This is a genomic window from Vibrio sp. 1731 (assembly GCF_033339955.1).
GTDB lineage: Bacteria > Pseudomonadota > Gammaproteobacteria > Enterobacterales > Vibrionaceae > Vibrio > Vibrio alginolyticus.
Map to the genome: position 1 here is coordinate 142,630 of NZ_JAWOVO010000009.1, position 20,035 is coordinate 162,664.

Consider the following 20,035-nt stretch of genomic DNA (forward strand, 5'->3'; position numbering starts at 1 on the left):
TTTTATATTGGAACAAAAGCATGAAACCTGTAAGTAAGGAATTGAGCGAGATTTGCTATCCGTTTATTTACGAGGACAGTCCGGTTTGTGACTTTGAAATTACAGCAGATGAACTTTGTAGTCGTATTGGCCTTGTTCTCGCTATGGAGTTGGACGAGTTTAGCCGCGATATACTGACAAGAATGCAGCCTAATGTTTATCATCTAAATGGTTCGGTTCGCGGGAAATTAGCGATTACAGAGACGGAAGTTGAAGAGTTAAAGGCCGATTATGCTTTGCTCAAGCAACGTATTGATGGCGGCTTCAAAGGCTTTGTTCTACCCGGAGGGCACCCGGCAGCCAGTCAATTGCATTTGTGCCGTTGCCAAGCTAAAAAAACGGTACGAGCATTAGTTGCCGTTGAACATACAGGTAAGAAGCAGCCCGCACCTATTTTGTTTCGTTACGCGAACTTATTAGCGAATGTACTTTACAGCCTAGCTTCTTATATTAATCATGCTCACCAAGTCAAAGAGACGGAATTCGTTTCTCGTAGTTACGCGATGCCAAAGAAGTGAGCTGAGAAATTAGCGGATGTGAGCATCAGGGATAGGACAAGCACTGCATTATATTCTCAAATCAACTCGTCCAATAAGAGTTAAGAAGTCATAGCTTTGGCTTCTAGCTCTTTTGCTCCGCGAAGCATCGCTTCGATTAGTTCTCCTGCATTGAATTTCTCAAGTGCCTCATGCGCGCCAACTTGGTGAGCTCTGTCTACACAGATTTCGCTCGATAACGATGTATGTAAAATGCGGTATGAATGGTTCAGAGAGGAATTATTCTGAACTTCAAATGCTAATTCATAACCGTCTAATCCGGGCATTTCAATATCGCTGACCAGAATATCAATTGGGCGATGAGCCGCAGCGTCACTTTTCATCAGTTCCAATGCATCTAAACCATTTTTACAGATTTGATACCCAATATTGATGCTATCGAGTGCGTCACACAGCTGTTTACGAGCGATGGAAGAGTCATCCACCAATAGAATACTGAGTGCTTTTAGGCGTTCTCGCTCAATATCTGTCAGCATTGGTATCTTTGAATTCTCGTACTGCGGATAAATTTTGGAAAGTAGCAGTTCCACATCCAGCATTTGAACAGTTTTGTCCTCGTAGCGAGTAATTCCAGTCACGAAAATATTTTTTCCAGCGCTCGGAGGTGGCGTTTCAATAGCTTTCCAATCGCACTCAATGATCTTCTCTATACTACGAACCATAAAAGCTACTACGGTTCGCAAGCAATCTGTCACGATCAAGTAGCAGCTTTTATATTCTTCTTCACTTATAGGACGAAAGCCAACAGCCGCTGACATATCGATCACTGGTACTGTTAAGTTACGTATCGTAACGGTTCCAATGACGTGATGATGCGAGTAAGGGATCTTCGTCGTTGGCATGTATGGGACGATTTCACGGACTTTTAGCGTACCGATAGCGAAACTCTGTTGCAGGGTGAGCTTAAACATCAACATGCCCTGAGACTGATTCGCTTTGCTAACGACTTTTGCCATGAAAATAACCTTATAAATACCACCGAATTGTGTCTAATCTAATCTTATCAGACGAAGGCTTCAACCATCGGAGAGACAAATGTGAGCTTTTTAGGCAATCTTTTAGAGAATAGTGATTAACTGAGCAAAACTTGTTTGAATTTTAAACTCATTATATAGACGATTTTATATTCCACGTGCATTTTGGCCTTTGCCACTGAGCTATTATTAAGAAATGTTTGGTCTGTTAAAAAGGATTGGGTACACTTGCGCGACCAGAATAGTGAGAGATAGATCAATGGCAAATACAGCAGCCGCATTACATATTCTTGTGAAGCACAAAGAGCAAGCGGAAGACATAATCAAGCAACTGAAAAAAGGCGCAAAGTTTCAGACATTAGCGAAGAAGTATTCAACTTGCCCGTCAGGCAAACGCGGTGGTGACCTTGGTGAATTCCGCCGTGGTCAAATGGTACCTCAATTCGACAAAGTGTGCTTTTCTGGCGAAGTGTTAACGCCGCATTTAGTTAAAACCAAGTTCGGTTGGCATGTTGTAAAGGTGCTTTACAGAACATAAGGCTTGGTATCGACCTAAACATTGTCAGATGAAACCCACAAGCATTAAATATCATCTGTACGGTCTCTTTTCACCAATCACTACCGTTATGACATGGCAGATACATTCTGATCTGCCATGCTCCACCAAACGCCAATCTTTCCAAACTAGAAACTCATTTATATGCAGTTAATTTGGCTTTTCTCATAAGTCGTTATCCTATTTCAAGCTTTGGTATGAGAATACGTTTGCTGGTTGTATCAATTATCAATGCTATTCCTTGCTGGCGAACTTTGGTTCATGTTCGGACGCCATTCGCATATGATAGCGACCTTATAAAAATTAACCCTGTTCATAATTTAAGATGTCCCTGACTCATAAAGACTATTTTAAAATCGCATTTCCTTTCATCGTTTCTACTGTTACCCAACCATTATTGGGGGCGGTGGACACCGCGGTGATCGGTAAACTCGGTGTGGCTGAGATGATTGGTGGTGTAGCGATCGGCACCGTCATCATGAATACCTTGTATTGGCTGTTTGGCTTTTTCCGCGTCAGTACGACTGGGCAAAGTGCGATCGCATTAGGTAAAAATAGCCCGGAAGATCAAGCGAGCAGCTTATACCGTCCTTTCGTGCTTTCGCTCTGCCTTGGTTTGATTTTCATTGCGTTGCAGTCCGTGATTTGGATGGGGGCAGAGCTGATTATCTCCCCTGATGCCGTCGTGGCAGAAAACGCGAAGATTTACTTCGATATCATGATCTTTGGTGCGCCGTTTGTGCTGCTGAACTACACCGTGATTGGTTGGTTGATGGGGCAGGCGAAAGCCAAAGAAACCTTGTTCACGCAAGTGTTTGGTAATGTGCTGAACATCGTGCTGGATATCGTATTTGTGTTGTACTTCGATATGGGGATTGCTGGTGTTGCGGTGGCGACACTTATCGCACAAATCTCGACGTTTGTTATCGGTGCAGTGCTGGTGTTGAAAACCTGTCGCTTCCCGCTGTTTGATTACATTCAGACCGCAAAAATGACGCGTAAAGATCTCAAAGTTATCGCGTCTTCCAATATGGATCTGCTGCTTCGTACTGTGTGTCTACTGGTGTTCTTCAACATGATGGCGCGTGTAGGCTCTCAACTAGGTTCTGATGTGCTCGCGGCGAACGCAATCTTGATGCAAGTGACCTTCATCGTCAGCTACATGTTCGATGGTGTGGCGAATGCGTCGAGCGTCTTCGCAGGTAAAGCAGTAGGGCAGAAGAATCCGACATTGCTTGATAACGTGATTAAGCTAAACACGCAATGGACCGCGGCGTTTGTCGTTGTATTGACCTTGTTGTTGGTGCTGTTCAAACACCAATTAGTGACGTTGTTTACCACTTTGCCAAACCTTGTTGAGCTGTATTTGGACATGAGCCCTTGGTTATTGGCATTCCCGTTGGTTGCTGGTTTTGGTCTTACGTTTTACGGCATCTTTACCGGTACAGGGACGACGCGACCAGTGCGTAACTCTACCTTTCTAACCATGGTGTTGTTCTTAGTGACTCAATTTATTGCGGTGCAATATTGGGGCAATCACGGTTTGTGGCTGGCATTCACTTTGTTCTACGTTGGGCGCTTTGTCTTCTTGTTTCCATACCTCGGTCAAGTTAAACAAAAGTGTCTTTAATACACACTGTCACAAATGACCTAATTTAGATGTTCTTATAACAAGGGTGGAGCCATCTGCCCTTGTTGATAAATCTGAAAAAGGTGATGAAATAACCTTTCCGACTGGTTTCCTTGCTTTAACCCGCATGATATTATTTGTGATGTTATATTATTACATCTAGTTTATGCCGTGATTTCTCAACCAATACTCTCCGTTAATAATCTCAGCCTTACAGACTCAGAGCGCACACTCTTCAAAGACATTTCTTTTGAGCTGTCTCAAGGTGAAGTTCTTGCCATTATGGGACCTTCCGGCATTGGTAAATCCATGTTGTCGAAAGCCGTCGCAGGTTTTTTGCCGTCTGATATTTGGGTAGACGGAAGTATCCAGCTTAACAGCAGTGAAGTCGCACAAACTGCCATGCTGCAACGCAGTCAATCGCAGCGTCCCGCGGTCATTTTCCAAGATGCACTTAAAGCGCTGAATCCATTGACGTCTGTCGAACAACAACTGTGTTTGGCATTGACGGGCAACAACACGCGCTTGTCTTCAGCAAACCGAGAAACGGTGACGACCTTGTTGTCTCAACTCGGATTTGCGGATCCAAAAGCAACATTAGCGCAGCATCCAAGCCAGTTATCTGGTGGTCAGCGCCAGCGTATTTGTATTGCGATTGCGTTGCTTGGTAGTGCCAACTTGATCATCGCTGATGAGCCTACCAGTGCGCTCGATCCAATCACCGAAGCGGAGATCCTTGAGTTGTTCCGCAGTAGTGTTCAGCAACGCAACATCAGTGGTTTGTTGATCACGCACGATCTCTCTGCGGCTTTGGCGTGTGACAAAGTCTTGGTGATTGCGGACAACACCATGGTGGCTTATGGCGCACCATGGCAAGCCATTCAGCAAAGTTCGCATCTTTTCTGCCAACAACTTGCGCAACTGCTGCCTTAACTTCATCTCTGGAGCCTATTTTGACTAAGCACAACTTGAGCGGGCACACGCAGCCTAAATCGGCGGAAGTTCGCTTTGAGCAAGCCAGTGTTCACTATTACTCCAAACCAAGTTGGTTGGGGGGCAAACCGTTTAAAGCGCTCGAACAATTGGATCTTGCCATCGACACAAAGAATATTGCGATTGTTGGTCCTTCTGGTGCGGGTAAATCGACCTTGATTGAGCTTTTGTTCGGTCTTCGTAAGCCCACATCTGGTGAAGTGTATGTGTGTGGCTATCCGCTATCGCGTAGCTCGGCTAAGCAGCGACAAGAGTTGTGTCAGCACATTCAACTGATTCCGCAAGAGCCGCAGTCTAGCTTGAATCCGTATTACACCGTTCGCCAGATCTTACTGGAGCCGTTAAGCAACATTGGTTTGACGCAAGAGCTCAATGAGAAGGTGGAAAAGGTTTTGGCGGATGTCGGTTTGGATCTCACATTGCTGGATCGCAACCCGCAGCAATTATCAGTTGGGCAAGCGCAACGTGCGGCTATTGCCAGAGCTTTGATTGTCGAACCTTGCGTGTTGGTTGCCGATGAGCCAACCAGCAGCCTAGACCCCGTCAGTCGTAAACAGGTTCTCGACTTGTTGGCAGGCATTCAAAAGAGCCGTCAGATGCGCCTGATTTTGGTGACACATGACCTCGATGCGGCACAAACCCTATGCGATGAAATCCTGGTGTTAGACAAAGGACGTGTTGTCGAGCACGGCACGGCACAAAACGTGGCAAATAACCCATCGCACTTGATCACGAGAGCCTTGATGAGCGCTCAACACAAAAGTAATGAATTCACAAAAACCATTGGAGAGGTTTCTTATGCACCTTAGTACTCCCAAGTTAGCTTTGTCGCTGGCTTTAAGCGCACTGCTGACGGGTTGTTTTGACTCTGGCGAAAGCAAGCCAGAAGCGGAAAAAGCAGCTGCACCGCAAGCAACGGAAATTCGCGTTGCCATGATGCAGCCACCACGCACAGGTTTGTCACCACTTTCAGATGACGCGTTCAAACTATCACGTTGGAGCACGGCAGAAACGTTGGTAAACCTAAACGATCAGTCGGTAGCAGAGCCTATGCTGGCAACGGAATGGGAACAAGTTGACCCGATGACGTGGCAATTTACGGTACGTAAGGGCGTGAAATTCCACGATGGTTCTGACCTTGATGCCAACGCGGTTGTGAACTCTCTACAAAAAGCATTAGATGCCGCACCTAAGCCACGCATTTTGGATGGTATCGAATGGCAAGTTCGCGCATTGGACGACTTCACTGTTGAAATCAAAACGACCTTTAACGATCCATTGTTGCCAAGCCGTCTATCTAGCCCACAGCTAGCGATCCTTTCTGGTGCTGCATACCAAGAAAACGGTCGTGTTGTGCCAATCAATGCGGGTACGGGTCCATTTGTTCTGACAGAAATCAACGGGACAACCAGCGCGAAACTGAAGCGTTTTGATGGTTACTGGGGCGAAAAAGCGAAAGTAGACAGCATTTTTGCTGAATACGTACCAAACGGTTTTGCTCGTGCTGCTGCACTACGTACCGGTGAGGCGGATGTCGTTGAAGCCGTTCCTGTTTCGCAAATCGCGATGATGGAATCTTCACAACTGCACGAAGTCGCAATGCCACGTACCAATACGCTTTACCTAAACAACAAATCAGATGTGTTTAGCCAGTTCGGTTTGCGTAAAGCAGCGGCTCAAGCGGTTAACCGTGAGCAAATCATCAAAACGGTTTACGAGAACCACGCCGATTCAGCGAAAGGTCTGTTAGGTCCAGCATTGGCATGGGCTCAACCAATTCGTGATGCGAACCCTCGTATGGAAACCATGGAAATGCGCCACGCGAATGGTGAGAAGATCACCATCGGTACATTTACCGACCGTGCTGAGTTGCCAGAAGTAGCGGTGCTGCTAAAGCAACAACTTGAAGCGGCTGGCTTTGTGGTTGAGCTAGACGTTCGTGAATATGCACAAATCGAAAACGATGCACTAGCAGGTAAGTTCGATGCGTTCTTGTTGTCACGTGCAACAGTGCTGGATTCTGGTGACCCAGTGGCGTACATGCAAAGTGACTTTAGCTGTAAAGGTTCTTACAACCTAGGACAATTCTGCTCTGAAGAAGTGGACGCAGCATTGAAACACGCTGATCGTCAGCCATTGGGTGAGAAACGCCAACAAGCGATCATCGAAGCAGAAAGCAAAATCCTTGAGCAATACGCTGTGATTCCACTGCTTCACGAGCGTGTAATCCAAGGTGAGAGTGACCGCGTGAAGAATGCTCAACGCGACCCACGTGAGCGTCGCCTGATCGACCAGTTTACTGAGGTGAACTAACTCGATGTCGTCTGTTGCCAACATGCGCTCTCGTTGGAGCGCTTGTATGCCTGAATGGTTTACGCGTTTTTTGTCGCGCTTCCTGTCTCTCGGGGTAGTGGTTGTGCTGGTGGGTTTGATGCCGGATATTGCAGGTATCGATCCAAGCCAATCAATCCTGCGTGCCCGTGCGGGTGCTCAACAATTGCTGACGGCGGAAGCTCTGCAAGCAATTCGAGAAGATCTTCAACTTGACCGCAGCGCTGCTGAGCGACTGTGGGATTGGTTGACGCTTGCCATGCAAGGTGACTTAGGTGTCTCTTGGGTGAGTGGCGCATCCGTGATGGAGAGCGTTCAACAAACTGCAAAAACGTCACTATTACTGATGCTTACAGCGCTAGGCATGGCATTTGTAATGTGCATGGCGAGCGTGCTTTACACTGTGCGTCGTTGGCAACAGAATCGTTTAGACAAGCATCATGACACGCTCAGTTCGGTGTTGGTTTCATTGCCTGAATACGTGATTGCTTCGTTGCTGATCATGGTGTTTTCCATCTGGTTGGGCTGGTTCCCGCCTTATGGTTGGCAAGGTGTGCAAAACCTCTGGCTACCCAGTTTGGCAATGGCATTGCCTGCTGCTGGCTTGTTCGGGCGCTTGCTCAATGACAGCCTCAAGCGTGTACTAGATGAGCCTTGGGTGATCACTTGGCTATCGGCTAACGTCAGTCAGTTTCAAATCTTACGCTTTGCCTTGTGGCGTGCCGTTAGTAACTTGATTCCTCAAATCGCAATGACGGTGATTGGTTTAACCGGCGGTGCGGTTGCTGTGGAACAGGTGTTCTCCATTCCAGGTATCGGACGACTAATTTTAGGCGCGGCGAAGTCACAAGATCTGCCGATGCTGCAAGGTGGCTTGTTGGTGTTGCTGGTGTTCTCGATGTTGATCAGCAGTGCGAGCATCTTATTGCAACGTTGGTTACTCGGGCACAGTGTCACAAGTGGCAAGCTGATCAGCAGTCACAGCACGTTCCGTTTTACCCAAAGCACTACCAAACGCATCGTCAGTGCCACAATCTTTGCCTTGCTGATTGGTTGTGCGGGATGGGCGTTAATGCGCGATCCTTACACCATCCAATTTACTCGCCTTGAATCGCCAAGCTTAGCAGCCCCGTTTGGTGCCGATGCGGTCGGGCGAGATCTGCTTGCTCGCGTTGGCGGCGGTATGATGTCGACAATCAAAATGGGCATCATCGCAACGTTCCTAAGTTTGGTGATTGGTTTGTTGCTCGGCTTCGTGACTCGTTATAGCCAAGGCTTAATTGAGATCACCAAAGGTGTGCCATACATTGTGGCGGGTCTGCTGATTGCTGGTCTAACGGGGATGAACCCAAACAGTGCCTTGATTGCGATTGTTATGGTGTCATGGGCACCATTAGCGGCGCACTGTGCAAGTTTGTTGATGGAAGCCAAAGCGCAGCCTTACACGCATCTTGCGCCCATTTGGGGAACCAGTCAGTGGCGAGTACTCCGTTACTACTTGTTACCTTATGTGCTGCCGCCATTGATTCGTCATGCGTTTCTGCGTTTGCCTTACATTACGCTCAGCCTGACTTCTCTGAGTTTTATCGGACTTGGCGTTAAGCCGCCAGAACCTGAGTGGGGCTTATTGATTGCTGAAAACTTGCCTTACATAGAGCGCTCACCATTGGGTGTCTTGCTACCAATCTCAGGCTTAGTTTTGATGGCAATTGCGGTGAATTTGATTTTTGATGACAAGTGACGAGCAGCGATAAAGTGAAGTGAGCTTCCATATCCAGATGTAATCAGTAATTTGGTAATTTAGAAAACAAAAGGATGTGTTTTCTGCCAGAAAGTACACAGCACGGCCTACGTATATTGGAAGCACCTATAAATTAACGAGTATAAAAGTTACGCGAACTCAGATGTTTAGGTAGTGTTACTCTTTATACACACGTAATCCTTTATCCGTTAATTCTTGAGTGACCACTTCGGATAGGTTTCGATCGGTAATAATTCCGTCCAATTGCTCGATGTCTAATGCATGAAAGCTCGCTATCTGACCGTATTTAGTTGAGTCTGAGATCAGATAATTGGTTTGTGCCGCCTTGATGATTGCTTTTTTAACGAGAACTTTATTTTCATTAGGTGTTGATAAGCCTTTCAAGCTCCAAGATGAAGTCGAAATAAAGGCGATATCAATATTTAGCCCATTCAAGAACTCTGCGACTTTTCCACCAATGGTGGATTGGTTCTCGCGGTCAATTTTTCCCCCTGTGTGGTAAAGCTCACATTCACTGTGCGTCATAAGGAAAGCAGCAATAGAGAAGTCATTGGTGATCACTAAAAGATCATTACGATTTGCTATTTGATGGGCGATTTCTAGAGAGGTTGTTCCCGCATCCAAGTAAATCGTAGCGTCTTGACCAATTAACGTAGCCGCCAGCTTACCAATTTGAATTTTTTCATCCGCTTGTTGCTCGACCTTCGCATCATGGGAAAGTTCGGAATGTAGAGCTTGAGCGAGTTGCACTCCACCAGAAACAGAAACGACTTTACCTGAGGATTCAAGCTTCACGATATCACGACGAATGGTCATATGTGATACGCCAAGGTGGTCGGTTAAATCTGAAATGCTTAACACTTCTTGATGTGATAACAGGGATAATATGGTTCTTTGACGTTCTGCTGGGATCATAGTTTCACTTCTATATTCTTGTTTTTCAGTATCCTACCAATCTTTTCATTTGTTGTGAATATCTGTGAATTATGTTCTCAACGTTGTAAGAACAGCCTTCGCTTGTGTTAACTACCCGGAATATCTCTGCCCATAAAGAGGTATATATCACGACATTGTTAATTTGTGTGAAAAAATGTGATTCAAAGCGAGGTCTTAGTATTAATCTTCACATATAATCACATCAACCAAACAAGAATTAACAAAGTTTAATAGACCAGAAGGCATTGTTTTTATGAGTGAAGTTCAATCTGTAGGTGTTATCGGTTTAGGCTCTATGGGAATGGGCGCCGCAAAGTCATGTGTGCGTGCAGGCCTAGATGTCTATGGTTTCGATTTAAATTCTCAAGCGCTTGAAGAGTTAGGTTCATTCGGTGCAAAAGCAGTTTCTACAAATGCAGTTGAGTTTGCAGATAAGCTTGATTCGGTTCTAGTTCTTGTTGTGAACGCAGCTCAAGTTAACACGGTCTTGTTCAAAACCGGTCTTGCTAAAGTGCTTAAGCCGAATACGCCAGTGATGGTTTCAGCAACCATCTCAGCAGAAGACGCAAAACAAATTGAAGCGAAATTGGCAGAACACAATCTTGTGATGCTTGATGCACCGGTATCTGGTGGTGCTGCAAAAGCAGAATTAGGTGAGATGACTATTATGGCGTCGGGAGCGCAAAGCACATTTGATGCACTTGAACCAGTACTCAACGCAACGGCAGCTAAAGTCTACAACATCGGTGAAGCGATTGGCCTAGGCGCAACTGTGAAGATTATCCACCAATTGCTAGCAGGTGTTCATATCGCAGCTGGTGCTGAAGCAATGGCATTAGCGGCACGTGCAAACATTCCTCTTGACCTGATGTACGACGTGGTGACGAATGCAGCGGGTAACTCTTGGATGTTTGAGAACCGCATGAAGCATGTAGTTGATGGTGATTACTCCCCTAAATCTATGGTCGACATCTTTGTGAAAGATTTAAACCTCGTATCGGACACAGCAAAAGATCTCAAATTTCCACTTCCTCTATCAAGCACAGCACTAAACATGTTTTTGAGTGCAAGCAATGCTGGTTTTGGTCAGGAGGACGACAGTGCCGTTATCAAGATTTTTGATGGTATTGAGCTTCCAGGTGTAGAAAACAAACAGAAATAAGCGCACGTAAAACGGAGAAAAAATGATGTTATTAGGCGTTATCGCAGACGACTTTACTGGCGCAACAGACATCGCAGGTTTTCTTGTAGAAAACGGCATGCGCACAGTTCAGCTTAACGGTATTCCAAAAGAAGAGATTGATGTAAACGCAGATGCGGTCGTGATCAGTCTTAAATCTCGCTCTTGTCCTGTAGATGAGGCAATCGAGGATTCAGTAGCTGCGCTTAAGTGGCTGCAAGCAAATGGCTGTCAGCAGTTTTACTTCAAGTACTGCTCAACGTTTGACAGCACAGCAGAAGGTAACATTGGTCCTGTAACGGATGCACTGCTTGCAGAGCTAGGTGAAGCGTTCACCATTGTATGCCCATCATTACCAGTGAATGGTCGCACAGTTTACAACGGCCATCTATTTGTATTCCAAGACTTGCTAAGCGACTCAGGTATGCGTAATCACCCTGTGACCCCAATGACTGATTCAAGCCTAGTTCGTATGATGGATGCTCAATCTCAAGGCAAATCTGGCCTGGTGAACTTCCAAATAATTGAACAAGGTCCAAAAGCGGTAATTGAGCGCTTTGAAGAGCTAAAAGTACAAGGCAACCGCTACGCAGTGGTTGATGCATTCAATGCAGAGCATCTCGTCACACTTGGCCAAGCAGCGAAGTCTCTAAAACTGGTAACTGGTGGTTCTGGTTTGGCTGCGGGTATTGCTAAGAACTGGATAGAGAACCTTGAAGATCAAAGTGATGCGAAGCAAGAGGGGAACCCTAAAAAGGCACCAACCGTTGTGTTATCTGGATCTTGTTCTGTCATGACCAACCAACAGGTCGCTGTTTACAAAGAAAAAGCGCCACACTTTGCTATTGATGTGAAGGCGTGTCTGACGGAAGAAGACTACTCAAATCAAGTGTTTGATTGGGTCATGACCAACATCGAAAGCGAGTTCGCACCACTGGTTTACGCAACCGCAGATGCAACGGCGTTAAAAGCGATTCAACAAGAGTTTGGCGCGCATGCTTCAAGTCACGCGGTTGAACAGTTCTTTAGCCAACTTGCAGTTAAACTTCAGCAGCACGGTGTGAAAAACTTCATCGTTGCGGGTGGGGAAACCTCAGGGGTTGTAACCCAAAGCCTAGCCGTAAAAGGTTTTCATATCGGTCCTCAAATCGCACCTGGTGTACCTTGGGTGAAGTCACTTGAAGGCGAGCTTTCTTTGGCTCTGAAATCGGGCAACTTCGGCGATGAACACTTCTTTGCCAAAGCACAGTCGTTTTTTGAATAGGTGAGGTTGTGATGAATAAAGAATTGATGACAGAACAACAACTGCGAGAGCAAATGGTCACTATGGCTCGCTCAATGTTTGAACGTGGCTATGCGACTGGCGGCGCTGGCAACCTTTCTCTAAAGCTGCCTAATGGACACTTTCTGGCAACGCCAACTGGTTCCTCGTTCGGCCGCTTGATTGCTGAAGAGCTTTCGGTTGTGGATATTGATGGCAACCATATCTCTGGTGAAAAGCCATCAAAAGAAGTCGCTTTTCATCTGGCGATTTATCGAAATAACTCAAAGTGTAATGCGATTGTGCATCTGCATTCTACTTACTTGACGGCGCTTTCTTGTCTTGAAGGTCTAGATCGCGAGAATGCCATCAAAGCTTTCACACCTTACTTTGTAATGCGCATTGGCGAACTGCCAGTGATTCCGTACCTGCGCCCGGGCGACCCTCAGATTGCTGAAGAACTTGCGCAGCGGGCTAGTGACTACAGAGCTTTCCTCCTGGCGAACCATGGTCCAGTGATCACGGGTACGGACTTTGAAGATGCAGTGGATAACGCAGAAGAGCTAGAAGAGACAGCGAAGCTAGCGTTCATTCTTAAAGACAGCAACATCCGCTATTTAACGGATACTGAGATTCAAGACCTAAAAGGGAGAGGTAAGTAATGGCTAAATTCGCGGCAAATCTGACAATGTTGTTCACAGAAGTTCCTTTTCTAGATCGTTTCGAAAAAGCACACCAAGCGGGCTTCAAAGCGGTGGAATACCTTTTTCCATACGCATTCGAAGCGCAAGAACTAGCAAGCAAGATACAGCAGTTTGGTTTTGAGCAAGCGTTATTCAACATGCCTCCAGGTGATTGGGATGCAGGTGAACGAGGTTTTGCAGCTATTCCGGGGCGTGAGGATGAATTTAAAACGAGCGTCGAGACTGCGTTGATGTACGCCAAGGCACTGAACTGTAAAAAGGTTCACGCTATGTCTGGCATTGTTGATTCACGCTTCACTCGTGATCAGCATATTGAAACCTTTATCTCAAACATTCGTTATGCAGCGGATAAGTTTGCCGAACATGGTGTTGAGCTGATGATTGAGCCACTCAACAATCGCGATGTACCGAACTACTTTGTTGCACATCAACGTGAAGCGGTTGAACTCATCAAACAAGTGGCTCGTCCAAACGTGAAATTGCAGCTCGATCTCTATCACGCACAAATTATGGACGGTGATCTGAGTACGTTGATTCGCGATGTGGCGCCATACACAGGCCATATTCAAATTGCTTCTGTGCCTGAAAGGCACGAACCATCGGAAGGCGAACTGAATTACCCACACCTATTCAATGTTTTGGATGACTCTGGTTACCAAGGCTGGATCGGTTGTGAATACAACCCAAGGCATAGCACGCAGCTAGGCCTTAGTTGGGTTAAACCATACCTATAACAATTTTAATTTCTATCCATAAATAACTTGAAACCAATTACAAAAACAAAGGGTCGTGACTATGAATATTATCATAACTGGAGGGGCGGGTTTTCTCGGAACCCTACTTGCCAAATCACTACTAAAAGAAAACAAAGCTGAAAGTATTACTATTGTCGACATTCAAAAGTCGCGCTTAGAGGGCATTGATGACCGAGTCGTTTCTTTAGTCATGGATATGACAAAGCGAGAAAATATAGACCAAGTTATTACTGCCGAAACGACACACATTTTTCATTTAGCGGCAATTGTATCGAGCCATGCTGAGCAAGATTTTGATTTAGGTGTAGCTGTAAACCTGACGACCACACAGTTATTGCTTGAGCGTTGCCGTAAAGTAAACCCTAATATTCGTTTTACGTTTGCTTCATCTTTAGCTGTCTTTGGTGGTGATCTTCCGGAAACGATTACACCAATAACAGCACTTCATCCTCAGTCATCCTACGGGACGCAAAAAGCCATAGGTGAGTTATTGGTTAACGACTATGCCCGTAAAGGCTTTGTTAAAGCTGTATCCGTACGTTTACCGACTATTTGTATTCGCCCTGGGAAACCAAACCTTGCCGCTAGCTCTTTCGTAAGCGGAATTATTCGTGAGCCTATGAATGCTCAAGAATCAAATTGTCCTGTAGACCCTACGCTAAAACTTTGGATATCGAGCCCGTCTAGAGTGGTGGACAATATTCAATATGCAGGGCTAATGCCTTATGAGCAGTTAAATAATCTGTCCTATAGAACGCTTAATTTACCTGGTATTCAAACTACACCAGCTGAGATGATTCAAACAATGGGCACTCTAATGGGTAAACAACTTTCTAATTATATTACTTATGAGCATGATGCGGGTATTGATCGTATTGTGAGTAGTTGGCCACAAAAAATTGATTGTACTAAAGAACTGGAGCTTGGATTTAAAGCAGACAGTAATTTCAAGGATGTATTACAACAATTTATTTCTGTTAACAATATGGAGATTGTCTAATGTTACCAACCTCAGTAATTGGACTAATAGTAGCCGTATCAGTCCTTGTTTTTCTTGTATTACGTACAAAAGTACATGTGTTAATTGCGATGTTAATTGCGGCATGTATCGCAGGTATTATTGGTGGGTTAAGTGTTGACGACACGATTGCGACCGTTAGCAAAGGATTTGGTGGAACATTAGGCGGTATAGGGATTGTCATCGGTCTCGGCGTTATGATGGGGGCTATTTTAGAGGCTTCTGGAGCAGGAGAAAGTATTGCCTATAATTTTATAAAGTGGTTAGGAAAAAAGAAAGAAGAGGCCGCTCTTGCTGTAACTGGCTATATTGTTAGCATCCCAATCTTTGTGGATAGCGCGCTTATCATTCTTTATCCAATTGCGAAGTCTTTGTCAAAAACGTCCAATCGCTCGATTTTAACGCTTACGGTTGCTCTGGCGGGCGGCTTGGTCGTAGCGCATCACGCTATTCCGCCGACTCCAGGGCCTTTGGGCGTTGCTGGTATCTTTGGTGTCGATCTTGCCAGCATGTTAGTTTTTGGTTTGATGATCGCAGCGCCTTGTGTCATGGGTATTGTTTGGTATGCAAGATGGTTAGAAAAGCAGTTTCCTGAATTCATTCCAACCGAACATTTCTCGAAGTCTAGTGAGCAACTGATTAATGATCACAAAGAGTACATTGCAAGTAAAGAAGCGAAAGACCTACCATCTTTAAGTAGATCTATCGCTCCAATTATTATCCCTATTTTACTTATACTTGCGAAATCAGTGATGGGTTTATTAGAGGGGACTTTCGGTTTCGAAGGGCTGACTGCAACAACATTTGGTCAATTTATCGCTTTTATCGGCAGCCCTACTATTGCACTATCAATAGCGACGTTATTAGCGGTTTACACGTTGGGTAATAACCTTACCAAAGAAGAAGCGAATGAAAAGATGGAACAAGGAATCTCCACTTGTGGCATCATTTTGTTAGTAACAGGAGCTGGTGGCGCGTTAGGTGCCGTATTGCGTGAAACGGGTGCGGGCGCAGAGATTGCTAACCAAGTTGCAGGGCTTCCTATTTCTGCGGTTATGATTCCATTTATTATTGCGACGTTAGTTCGTATTATTCAGGGCTCTGGTACAGTCTCCATGATAACCGCTGCTTCTATATCTGCCCCAGTTTTAGTAAATATTCCTGACGTTAACCTTTTATTCGCAGCGACGGCAGCTACGATGGGATCTCTATTTGCTGGCTACTTTAATGACTCGCTATTCCATATTGTTAATCGACTAATGGGGGTGACTGAGGTTAAGAAACAACTCATTATTTGGACTATTCCAACAACAATTGCTTGGGCTATTGGTGGTTCATTAGTCATGATTCTTAACTTATTCTTCGGATCTCATGGTTCAATCTTTGATCCCGTGTTACCACTTGCTGTACTTTTGGGGTGTGTTGCATTTACAAAATCTTACAGCGCTAAGCACGTCGAATTACAAGAGGTATAAAGGTTTACTTGTACTCTTCCATAAAGTAAAAACCTATCACAACATGTATTTTTATCAGATGGTTTAGAGATTGTTAATAGTATGAACGGCCCTATGTTTGGGCCGTTTTAGTTCTTATAAATAAACTATTTAACTTGAACCGATATAGGTTCCGTTTTCAACTTAATCAATATGAAATGGAATTGTTATTTCCCGCTTAGTAAGCGATTACCTATAAAGGATCTATTCGAGTTTAACTCTAGTGACTTTACTCTAGCGAAGTAGGGTTACTTTATATAAGAGTCCAGTACTTTTAATACGACTTCCATATCTTTTTCACGTTGAGTTTTGTCTTCCTCAAGTACAACGTGCTCAAGTAAGTGACCTTTAATTACTTCTCGCATCAAACCATTTACTGCTCCCCGAATAGCGGCAATCTGCTGCAATACATCTTGGCATTCATGCTCTTCTTCCAGCATTTTTTTAAGTCCATTCACCTGACCCTGTATTTTACTGACTCGAGTGTTGAGCTTCTTTTGATCTCTGGTTGTATGCGACATGTCTTATCTTCTTTAAGTTACGGGCCGAGTTATTCTAACTGATAATGTAGCACTCAATTTATACTGGGGGGTAGTGTTTAATACTAGGGGGGAGTATAGTTTGCGATAAATTAGAATCAACAACAGAGAACAACAATGGATTTTGTCGCGTTACTACAACAAGGTAATGGGTGGTTCTTTATTCCCAGTGCCATTTTGCTTGGCGCTTTGCATGGTTTAGAACCTGGGCACTCTAAAACGATGATGGCGGCGTTCATTGTCGCTGTGAAAGGAACGGTCAAACAAGCCGTGATGCTGGGTTTAGCTGCCACACTTTCTCACACTGCAATTGTATGGTTAATCGCTGTTGGCGGGATGTATATTAGCCAGAAATTCACCGCTGAAGCGGCTGAACCATGGATGCAACTTATCTCTGGGGTCATTATCGTGACAACCGGCGTATGGATGTTTTGGCGGACATGGAGCGATGAGCGAGCTTGGAACAAAGCTCAGGATCATGCTCGCGATTGGACGACGCAAGTTGTGGATACAGGACATGGGCATGTTTCGCTTTCGATTACACAGGAAGGGGAGCATCACCGTTTCCAGTTGCGAACACTCAGCGGTAAACCTTTAACTGCTGAAGGTATCAAGGTTTCGGTATCGAGTGATGGTTATCAACCTGCTGATATTTATCACTTTATAGAGCGTGATGGATACTTGGAATCGGCGTCTTGCATTGAAGTCTCTAATGGACTTTCTGTCACTTTGATCATCGGGCACCATGATCATACCCATGACTTTGATGTACATTTTCGTCCTGGTTCTCATTTAGAAAGCGAAGATAAGGAATATCAAGATGCTCACGAGCGCGCTCACGCTTTAGACATTCAAAAACGCTTTGAGAATCGAGACGTGACGAATGGGCAAATTCTGCTGTTTGGATTAACGGGCGGTTTGATTCCATGTCCTGCTGCGGTAACGGTTTTGCTTATCTGTTTGCAGCTTAAGGCAATGACTCTTGGTGCGACATTAGTTGTGTCATTCAGTATTGGCTTAGCCTTGACTCTGGTTGCTGTTGGCGTTGTGGCAGCAGTGGGCGTGCAAAAAGCGACATCTAAATGGAGCGGTTTGAATGATGTTGCACGTCGAGCTCCTTACTTATCGGGCGTCTTGATCAGTGCAGTTGGTTTGTACATGGGTATGCATGGATACATATCGCTGACAAGTTAAACTCTGTGGTAAAGATTCTTTTCCTTTCTTTTTGCATGGGTAATAGCTTCATGCCTTGGTTTGCCTATTTTGCTGCCGATTCTTGATTGAGAATCACTCGATCTGACATCGCTGCCATATCTACAAACCAAGTCATTCTCGCTTCACCAAGCATCCCGGATTACAACCGCTGCAATTGTGGCTCTAATATCTGAACCTGAGATACTAAATGATAAAACGGGAGCACTGACCACAGTGCTCCCGACGGTTAAAACGCTAATTAGAAGTCTTTTCTTTAATGTTCGATACCAATTTGGTCGCATAGTTAAATTTAACTATGCAAACGTTTCCTTTTGCGTACTCGTTCCTTCGCCAGACCTCGTAGAAATGTGACGTTTTGAAGACTTTTTTTCCTTCTGTCTAAAGTAATCGGGAACCAAGCAGATACATAGTTATAAAGTTATGTCTTGCTCTGCCAAACAGACCCAAAATGCAGTTTGGTTGGTTTTGGAGAAGAAAGGCTTAGCGCTCGATTAATGAGCATCAATTGAATTGTATTGAGACAATTATAATGAAAAGAATCATCTTATTAGCAGTCTGCGCCATGTTTGGTATTGCTGTCGTGGCGAGTATGGCATCAACGTACCTAATTTCGAGTCAGAAAATCGATGACATCATCTTAAACAAATCCCAAGTTCAAGCTGAGTTTCTAGCGGGAAATGCGAGTTACATTTTGGAGAACTCAGCTAATCCAATGCAAGATTTACAATCGCTTGTTGAGGGGCTGAAACAACGTTCAGACGTGAGTTATGCCGTTGTAATTGACCGTAACGTAACGGCAGTAGCCCACAGTGATAAGCACAAGCTGAACAAAACCTATAACGATGAATATACTGTTGAAGGCGCGACGAGAGGTGTTAAACAGTACTCAAAGTGGTATGCCGATGTCCAGAAAGTATGGGTGTTTGACATCATGGCACCAATTTATGTGGATGGTCAGTTATACGGTACTTTTGATATTGGTATTCCTATTACCGAAGTGAGCCAAGCGACGAATGGAATTATTACTTACCAGTTGATCTCTATGGTGGCGATCTTCGTTATGTGTGTTTTGATTCTGTCACTTCTGCTAAATAAACTGATGAGACCGCTTTCTGCGCTTAAAGACGCTCTACAAGACATCTCAAAAGGAGACGGAGACTTAACCGTTCGTTTGCCAGCGAAAGGTAATGACGAAGTCGCGCAAATTTCTTCTGCTTTCAACGTTTTTGTTGGGAAAGTACATGAGATTATTACACAAGTTGTAAATACTGGTGTGGAGCTTAATAGTTCAGCTGTCGCTTTGCGTGGGCAATCTCAACAAGCGCTCACAAGAGGGCAAGAGCAGAACGAGCAAACCATGCTGGTTGTCACATCCATGAACGAAATGATTGCGACGGTCAATGAAATTGCCTCCAATGCTGCTGGAGCGGCAAATGCTGCGAGTGCAGCAAGTAATGAAGCGCAAGATGGCTACACGACGCTAGAAAGAACCAAAACGGCGATGACTAATCTTGAAAACGAGATGAACAGCACTTCCAACATTATCGTGAGTCTTGCTGAAAATACTCAGTCGATTGGTAGTATTCTAGAGGTGATTAGAGGTATTTCGGAGCAAACCAATCTATTGGCTCTCAATGCGGCTATCGAAGCGGCACGCGCTGGTGATGCCGGCCGAGGTTTTGCAGTCGTAGCTGATGAAGTTCGCAACCTAGCGACTAAAACCGCTCATTCTACCGATGAAATTGACAACATGATTCACCAGCTACAAACTGAAGCTCAAAGTGCGGTGAATTCAATGAGCAATAGTAAGGCTCTTATTGAAGAAGGAACGGCAGAAACCGAGTTAGCTCGACAGGCTTTAGAAGCAATAGCTGCACAAGTGACGACTATTTCAGATATCAATACTCAAGTAGCAACCGCAACAGAACAGCAATCAACGGTAGCAAACGAAATTAATATGAACATGGATACCGTCAGCCACTCAGTGAAAAGTGCGCTAACGGCGAGTGAGCAACTAGAAGAATCAAGTCAACAACTCGCGGAGCTATCGCGAACACTCGATCGTCACGTAGGAGCGTTTAGAATCTAAACG

18 protein-coding genes are annotated in these 20,035 nt (G+C 44.9%); 15 read left to right on the forward strand and 3 right to left on the reverse strand.

Annotated features, from left to right (window positions below; genetic code table 11):
- Positions 1-20: 20 nt before the first annotated feature.
- On the forward strand, positions 21-557 hold the full coding sequence (locus R7035_RS12800; protein ID WP_005375333.1) for an ATP:cob(I)alamin adenosyltransferase: 537 nt from the start codon (positions 21-23) through the stop codon (positions 555-557).
- An 80-nt stretch (positions 558-637) separates the two neighbouring features.
- Here the strand turns inward: R7035_RS12800 and R7035_RS12805 are convergent, their stop codons facing one another.
- Positions 638-1,552 carry a chemotaxis protein gene (locus tag R7035_RS12805; RefSeq protein ID WP_005385059.1) on the reverse strand — a complete coding sequence of 305 codons (915 nt, stop codon included), beginning with the start codon at positions 1,550-1,552 and terminating at the stop codon, positions 638-640.
- A 214-nt stretch (positions 1,553-1,766) separates the two neighbouring features.
- Between R7035_RS12805 and ppiC the strand changes: the two genes are divergently transcribed.
- From ppiC to R7035_RS12835, 6 genes are all read left to right on the forward strand, one after another.
- A complete protein-coding gene (ppiC, locus tag R7035_RS12810) occupies positions 1,767-2,108 on the forward strand; it encodes a peptidylprolyl isomerase PpiC (RefSeq protein WP_080276970.1) in 342 nt (113 codons plus the stop codon).
- A 343-nt stretch (positions 2,109-2,451) separates the two neighbouring features.
- Complete coding sequence (locus tag R7035_RS12815) at positions 2,452-3,756, forward strand: MATE family efflux transporter (protein ID WP_170893361.1); 1,305 nt, start codon at positions 2,452-2,454, stop codon at positions 3,754-3,756.
- 171 nt (positions 3,757-3,927) lie between these two features.
- Positions 3,928-4,689: an ATP-binding cassette domain-containing protein gene (locus R7035_RS12820; RefSeq protein ID WP_170893360.1), complete on the forward strand. Its 762-nt coding sequence runs from the start codon at positions 3,928-3,930 to the stop codon at positions 4,687-4,689.
- A 20-nt stretch (positions 4,690-4,709) separates the two neighbouring features.
- Positions 4,710-5,558: an ATP-binding cassette domain-containing protein gene (locus R7035_RS12825; RefSeq protein ID WP_170893359.1), complete on the forward strand. Its 849-nt coding sequence runs from the start codon at positions 4,710-4,712 to the stop codon at positions 5,556-5,558.
- Positions 5,548-7,062: an ABC transporter substrate-binding protein gene (locus R7035_RS12830; RefSeq protein WP_005441857.1), complete on the forward strand. Its 1,515-nt coding sequence runs from the start codon at positions 5,548-5,550 to the stop codon at positions 7,060-7,062. Before R7035_RS12825 ends, R7035_RS12830 begins: the two co-directional genes overlap by 11 nt.
- Positions 7,063-7,066: 4 nt before the next feature.
- Positions 7,067-8,821: an ABC transporter permease subunit gene (locus R7035_RS12835; protein WP_081107500.1), complete on the forward strand. Its 1,755-nt coding sequence runs from the start codon at positions 7,067-7,069 to the stop codon at positions 8,819-8,821.
- A gap of 177 nt (positions 8,822-8,998) precedes the next feature.
- Here the strand turns inward: R7035_RS12835 and R7035_RS12840 are convergent, their stop codons facing one another.
- Complete coding sequence (locus R7035_RS12840) at positions 8,999-9,757, reverse strand: DeoR/GlpR family DNA-binding transcription regulator (RefSeq protein ID WP_005375354.1); 759 nt, start codon at positions 9,755-9,757, stop codon at positions 8,999-9,001.
- 274 nt (positions 9,758-10,031) lie between these two features.
- Here R7035_RS12840 and ltnD point away from each other — a divergent pair, with 274 nt between their 5' ends.
- From ltnD to R7035_RS12870, 6 genes are all read left to right on the forward strand, one after another.
- Positions 10,032-10,940 (forward strand): L-threonate dehydrogenase, encoded by a 909-nt coding sequence (gene ltnD / locus R7035_RS12845; RefSeq protein ID WP_064354560.1) that lies wholly within the window; start codon positions 10,032-10,034, stop codon positions 10,938-10,940.
- A gap of 25 nt (positions 10,941-10,965) precedes the next feature.
- The gene (gene otnK, locus R7035_RS12850) at positions 10,966-12,222 is read left to right on the forward strand and encodes a 3-oxo-tetronate kinase (RefSeq protein WP_170893389.1); all 1,257 of its coding nucleotides are present in this window, start codon (positions 10,966-10,968) and stop codon (positions 12,220-12,222) included.
- Between the two features lie 11 nt (positions 12,223-12,233).
- The gene (locus tag R7035_RS12855) at positions 12,234-12,881 is read left to right on the forward strand and encodes an aldolase (protein WP_005385078.1); all 648 of its coding nucleotides are present in this window, start codon (positions 12,234-12,236) and stop codon (positions 12,879-12,881) included.
- Complete coding sequence (otnI, locus tag R7035_RS12860; protein ID WP_005375365.1) at positions 12,881-13,657, forward strand: 2-oxo-tetronate isomerase; 777 nt, start codon at positions 12,881-12,883, stop codon at positions 13,655-13,657. The genes R7035_RS12855 and otnI overlap by 1 nt, the downstream gene beginning before the upstream one ends.
- A gap of 61 nt (positions 13,658-13,718) precedes the next feature.
- On the forward strand, positions 13,719-14,678 hold the full coding sequence (gene denD / locus R7035_RS12865) for a D-erythronate dehydrogenase (RefSeq protein ID WP_170893357.1): 960 nt from the start codon (positions 13,719-13,721) through the stop codon (positions 14,676-14,678).
- The gene (locus tag R7035_RS12870; RefSeq protein ID WP_170893356.1) at positions 14,678-16,171 is read left to right on the forward strand and encodes a GntP family permease; all 1,494 of its coding nucleotides are present in this window, start codon (positions 14,678-14,680) and stop codon (positions 16,169-16,171) included. Before denD ends, R7035_RS12870 begins: the two co-directional genes overlap by 1 nt.
- Positions 16,172-16,437: 266 nt before the next feature.
- On the opposite strand, the gene rcnR is transcribed toward R7035_RS12870, so the two are convergent.
- Positions 16,438-16,710, reverse strand: coding sequence for a Ni(II)/Co(II)-binding transcriptional repressor RcnR (gene rcnR / locus R7035_RS12875; protein ID WP_005375370.1), 273 nt, complete (start codon positions 16,708-16,710; stop codon positions 16,438-16,440).
- Between the two features lie 135 nt (positions 16,711-16,845).
- Between rcnR and R7035_RS12880 the strand changes: the two genes are divergently transcribed.
- Together R7035_RS12880 and R7035_RS12885 are read left to right on the forward strand one after the other, a co-directional pair.
- The gene (locus tag R7035_RS12880; protein WP_161441390.1) at positions 16,846-17,922 is read left to right on the forward strand and encodes a nickel/cobalt efflux protein RcnA; all 1,077 of its coding nucleotides are present in this window, start codon (positions 16,846-16,848) and stop codon (positions 17,920-17,922) included.
- Positions 17,923-18,472: 550 nt separating this feature from the next.
- Entirely contained in the window at positions 18,473-20,032 is a 1,560-nt protein-coding gene (locus R7035_RS12885; protein WP_170893355.1) for a methyl-accepting chemotaxis protein, read from the forward strand.
- Positions 20,033-20,035 lie beyond the last annotated feature (3 nt).

Bases quoted from the DNA above. Each gene is read 5' to 3' on its own strand.
- R7035_RS12800 (WP_005375333.1), top strand. From the start codon at position 21: ATGAAACCTGTAAGTAAGGAATTGAGCGAGATTTGCTATCCGTTTATT.
- R7035_RS12815 (WP_170893361.1), top strand. From the start codon at position 2,452: ATGTCCCTGACTCATAAAGACTATTTTAAAATCGCATTTCCTTTCATC.
- R7035_RS12830 (WP_005441857.1), top strand. From the start codon at position 5,548: ATGCACCTTAGTACTCCCAAGTTAGCTTTGTCGCTGGCTTTAAGCGCA.
- R7035_RS12870 (WP_170893356.1), top strand. From the start codon at position 14,678: ATGTTACCAACCTCAGTAATTGGACTAATAGTAGCCGTATCAGTCCTT.
- rcnR (WP_005375370.1), bottom strand. From the start codon at position 16,710: ATGTCGCATACAACCAGAGATCAAAAGAAGCTCAACACTCGAGTCAGT.
- R7035_RS12855 (WP_005385078.1), top strand. From the start codon at position 12,234: ATGAATAAAGAATTGATGACAGAACAACAACTGCGAGAGCAAATGGTC.
- ltnD (WP_064354560.1), top strand. From the start codon at position 10,032: ATGAGTGAAGTTCAATCTGTAGGTGTTATCGGTTTAGGCTCTATGGGA.
- otnI (WP_005375365.1), top strand. From the start codon at position 12,881: ATGGCTAAATTCGCGGCAAATCTGACAATGTTGTTCACAGAAGTTCCT.
- R7035_RS12885 (WP_170893355.1), top strand. From the start codon at position 18,473: ATGAAAAGAATCATCTTATTAGCAGTCTGCGCCATGTTTGGTATTGCT.
- denD (WP_170893357.1), top strand. From the start codon at position 13,719: ATGAATATTATCATAACTGGAGGGGCGGGTTTTCTCGGAACCCTACTT.
- ppiC (WP_080276970.1), top strand. From the start codon at position 1,767: ATGTTTGGTCTGTTAAAAAGGATTGGGTACACTTGCGCGACCAGAATA.
- R7035_RS12840 (WP_005375354.1), bottom strand. From the start codon at position 9,757: ATGATCCCAGCAGAACGTCAAAGAACCATATTATCCCTGTTATCACAT.
- R7035_RS12880 (WP_161441390.1), top strand. From the start codon at position 16,846: ATGGATTTTGTCGCGTTACTACAACAAGGTAATGGGTGGTTCTTTATT.
- R7035_RS12805 (WP_005385059.1), bottom strand. From the start codon at position 1,552: ATGGCAAAAGTCGTTAGCAAAGCGAATCAGTCTCAGGGCATGTTGATG.
- otnK (WP_170893389.1), top strand. From the start codon at position 10,966: ATGTTATTAGGCGTTATCGCAGACGACTTTACTGGCGCAACAGACATC.
- R7035_RS12835 (WP_081107500.1), top strand. From the start codon at position 7,067: ATGTCGTCTGTTGCCAACATGCGCTCTCGTTGGAGCGCTTGTATGCCT.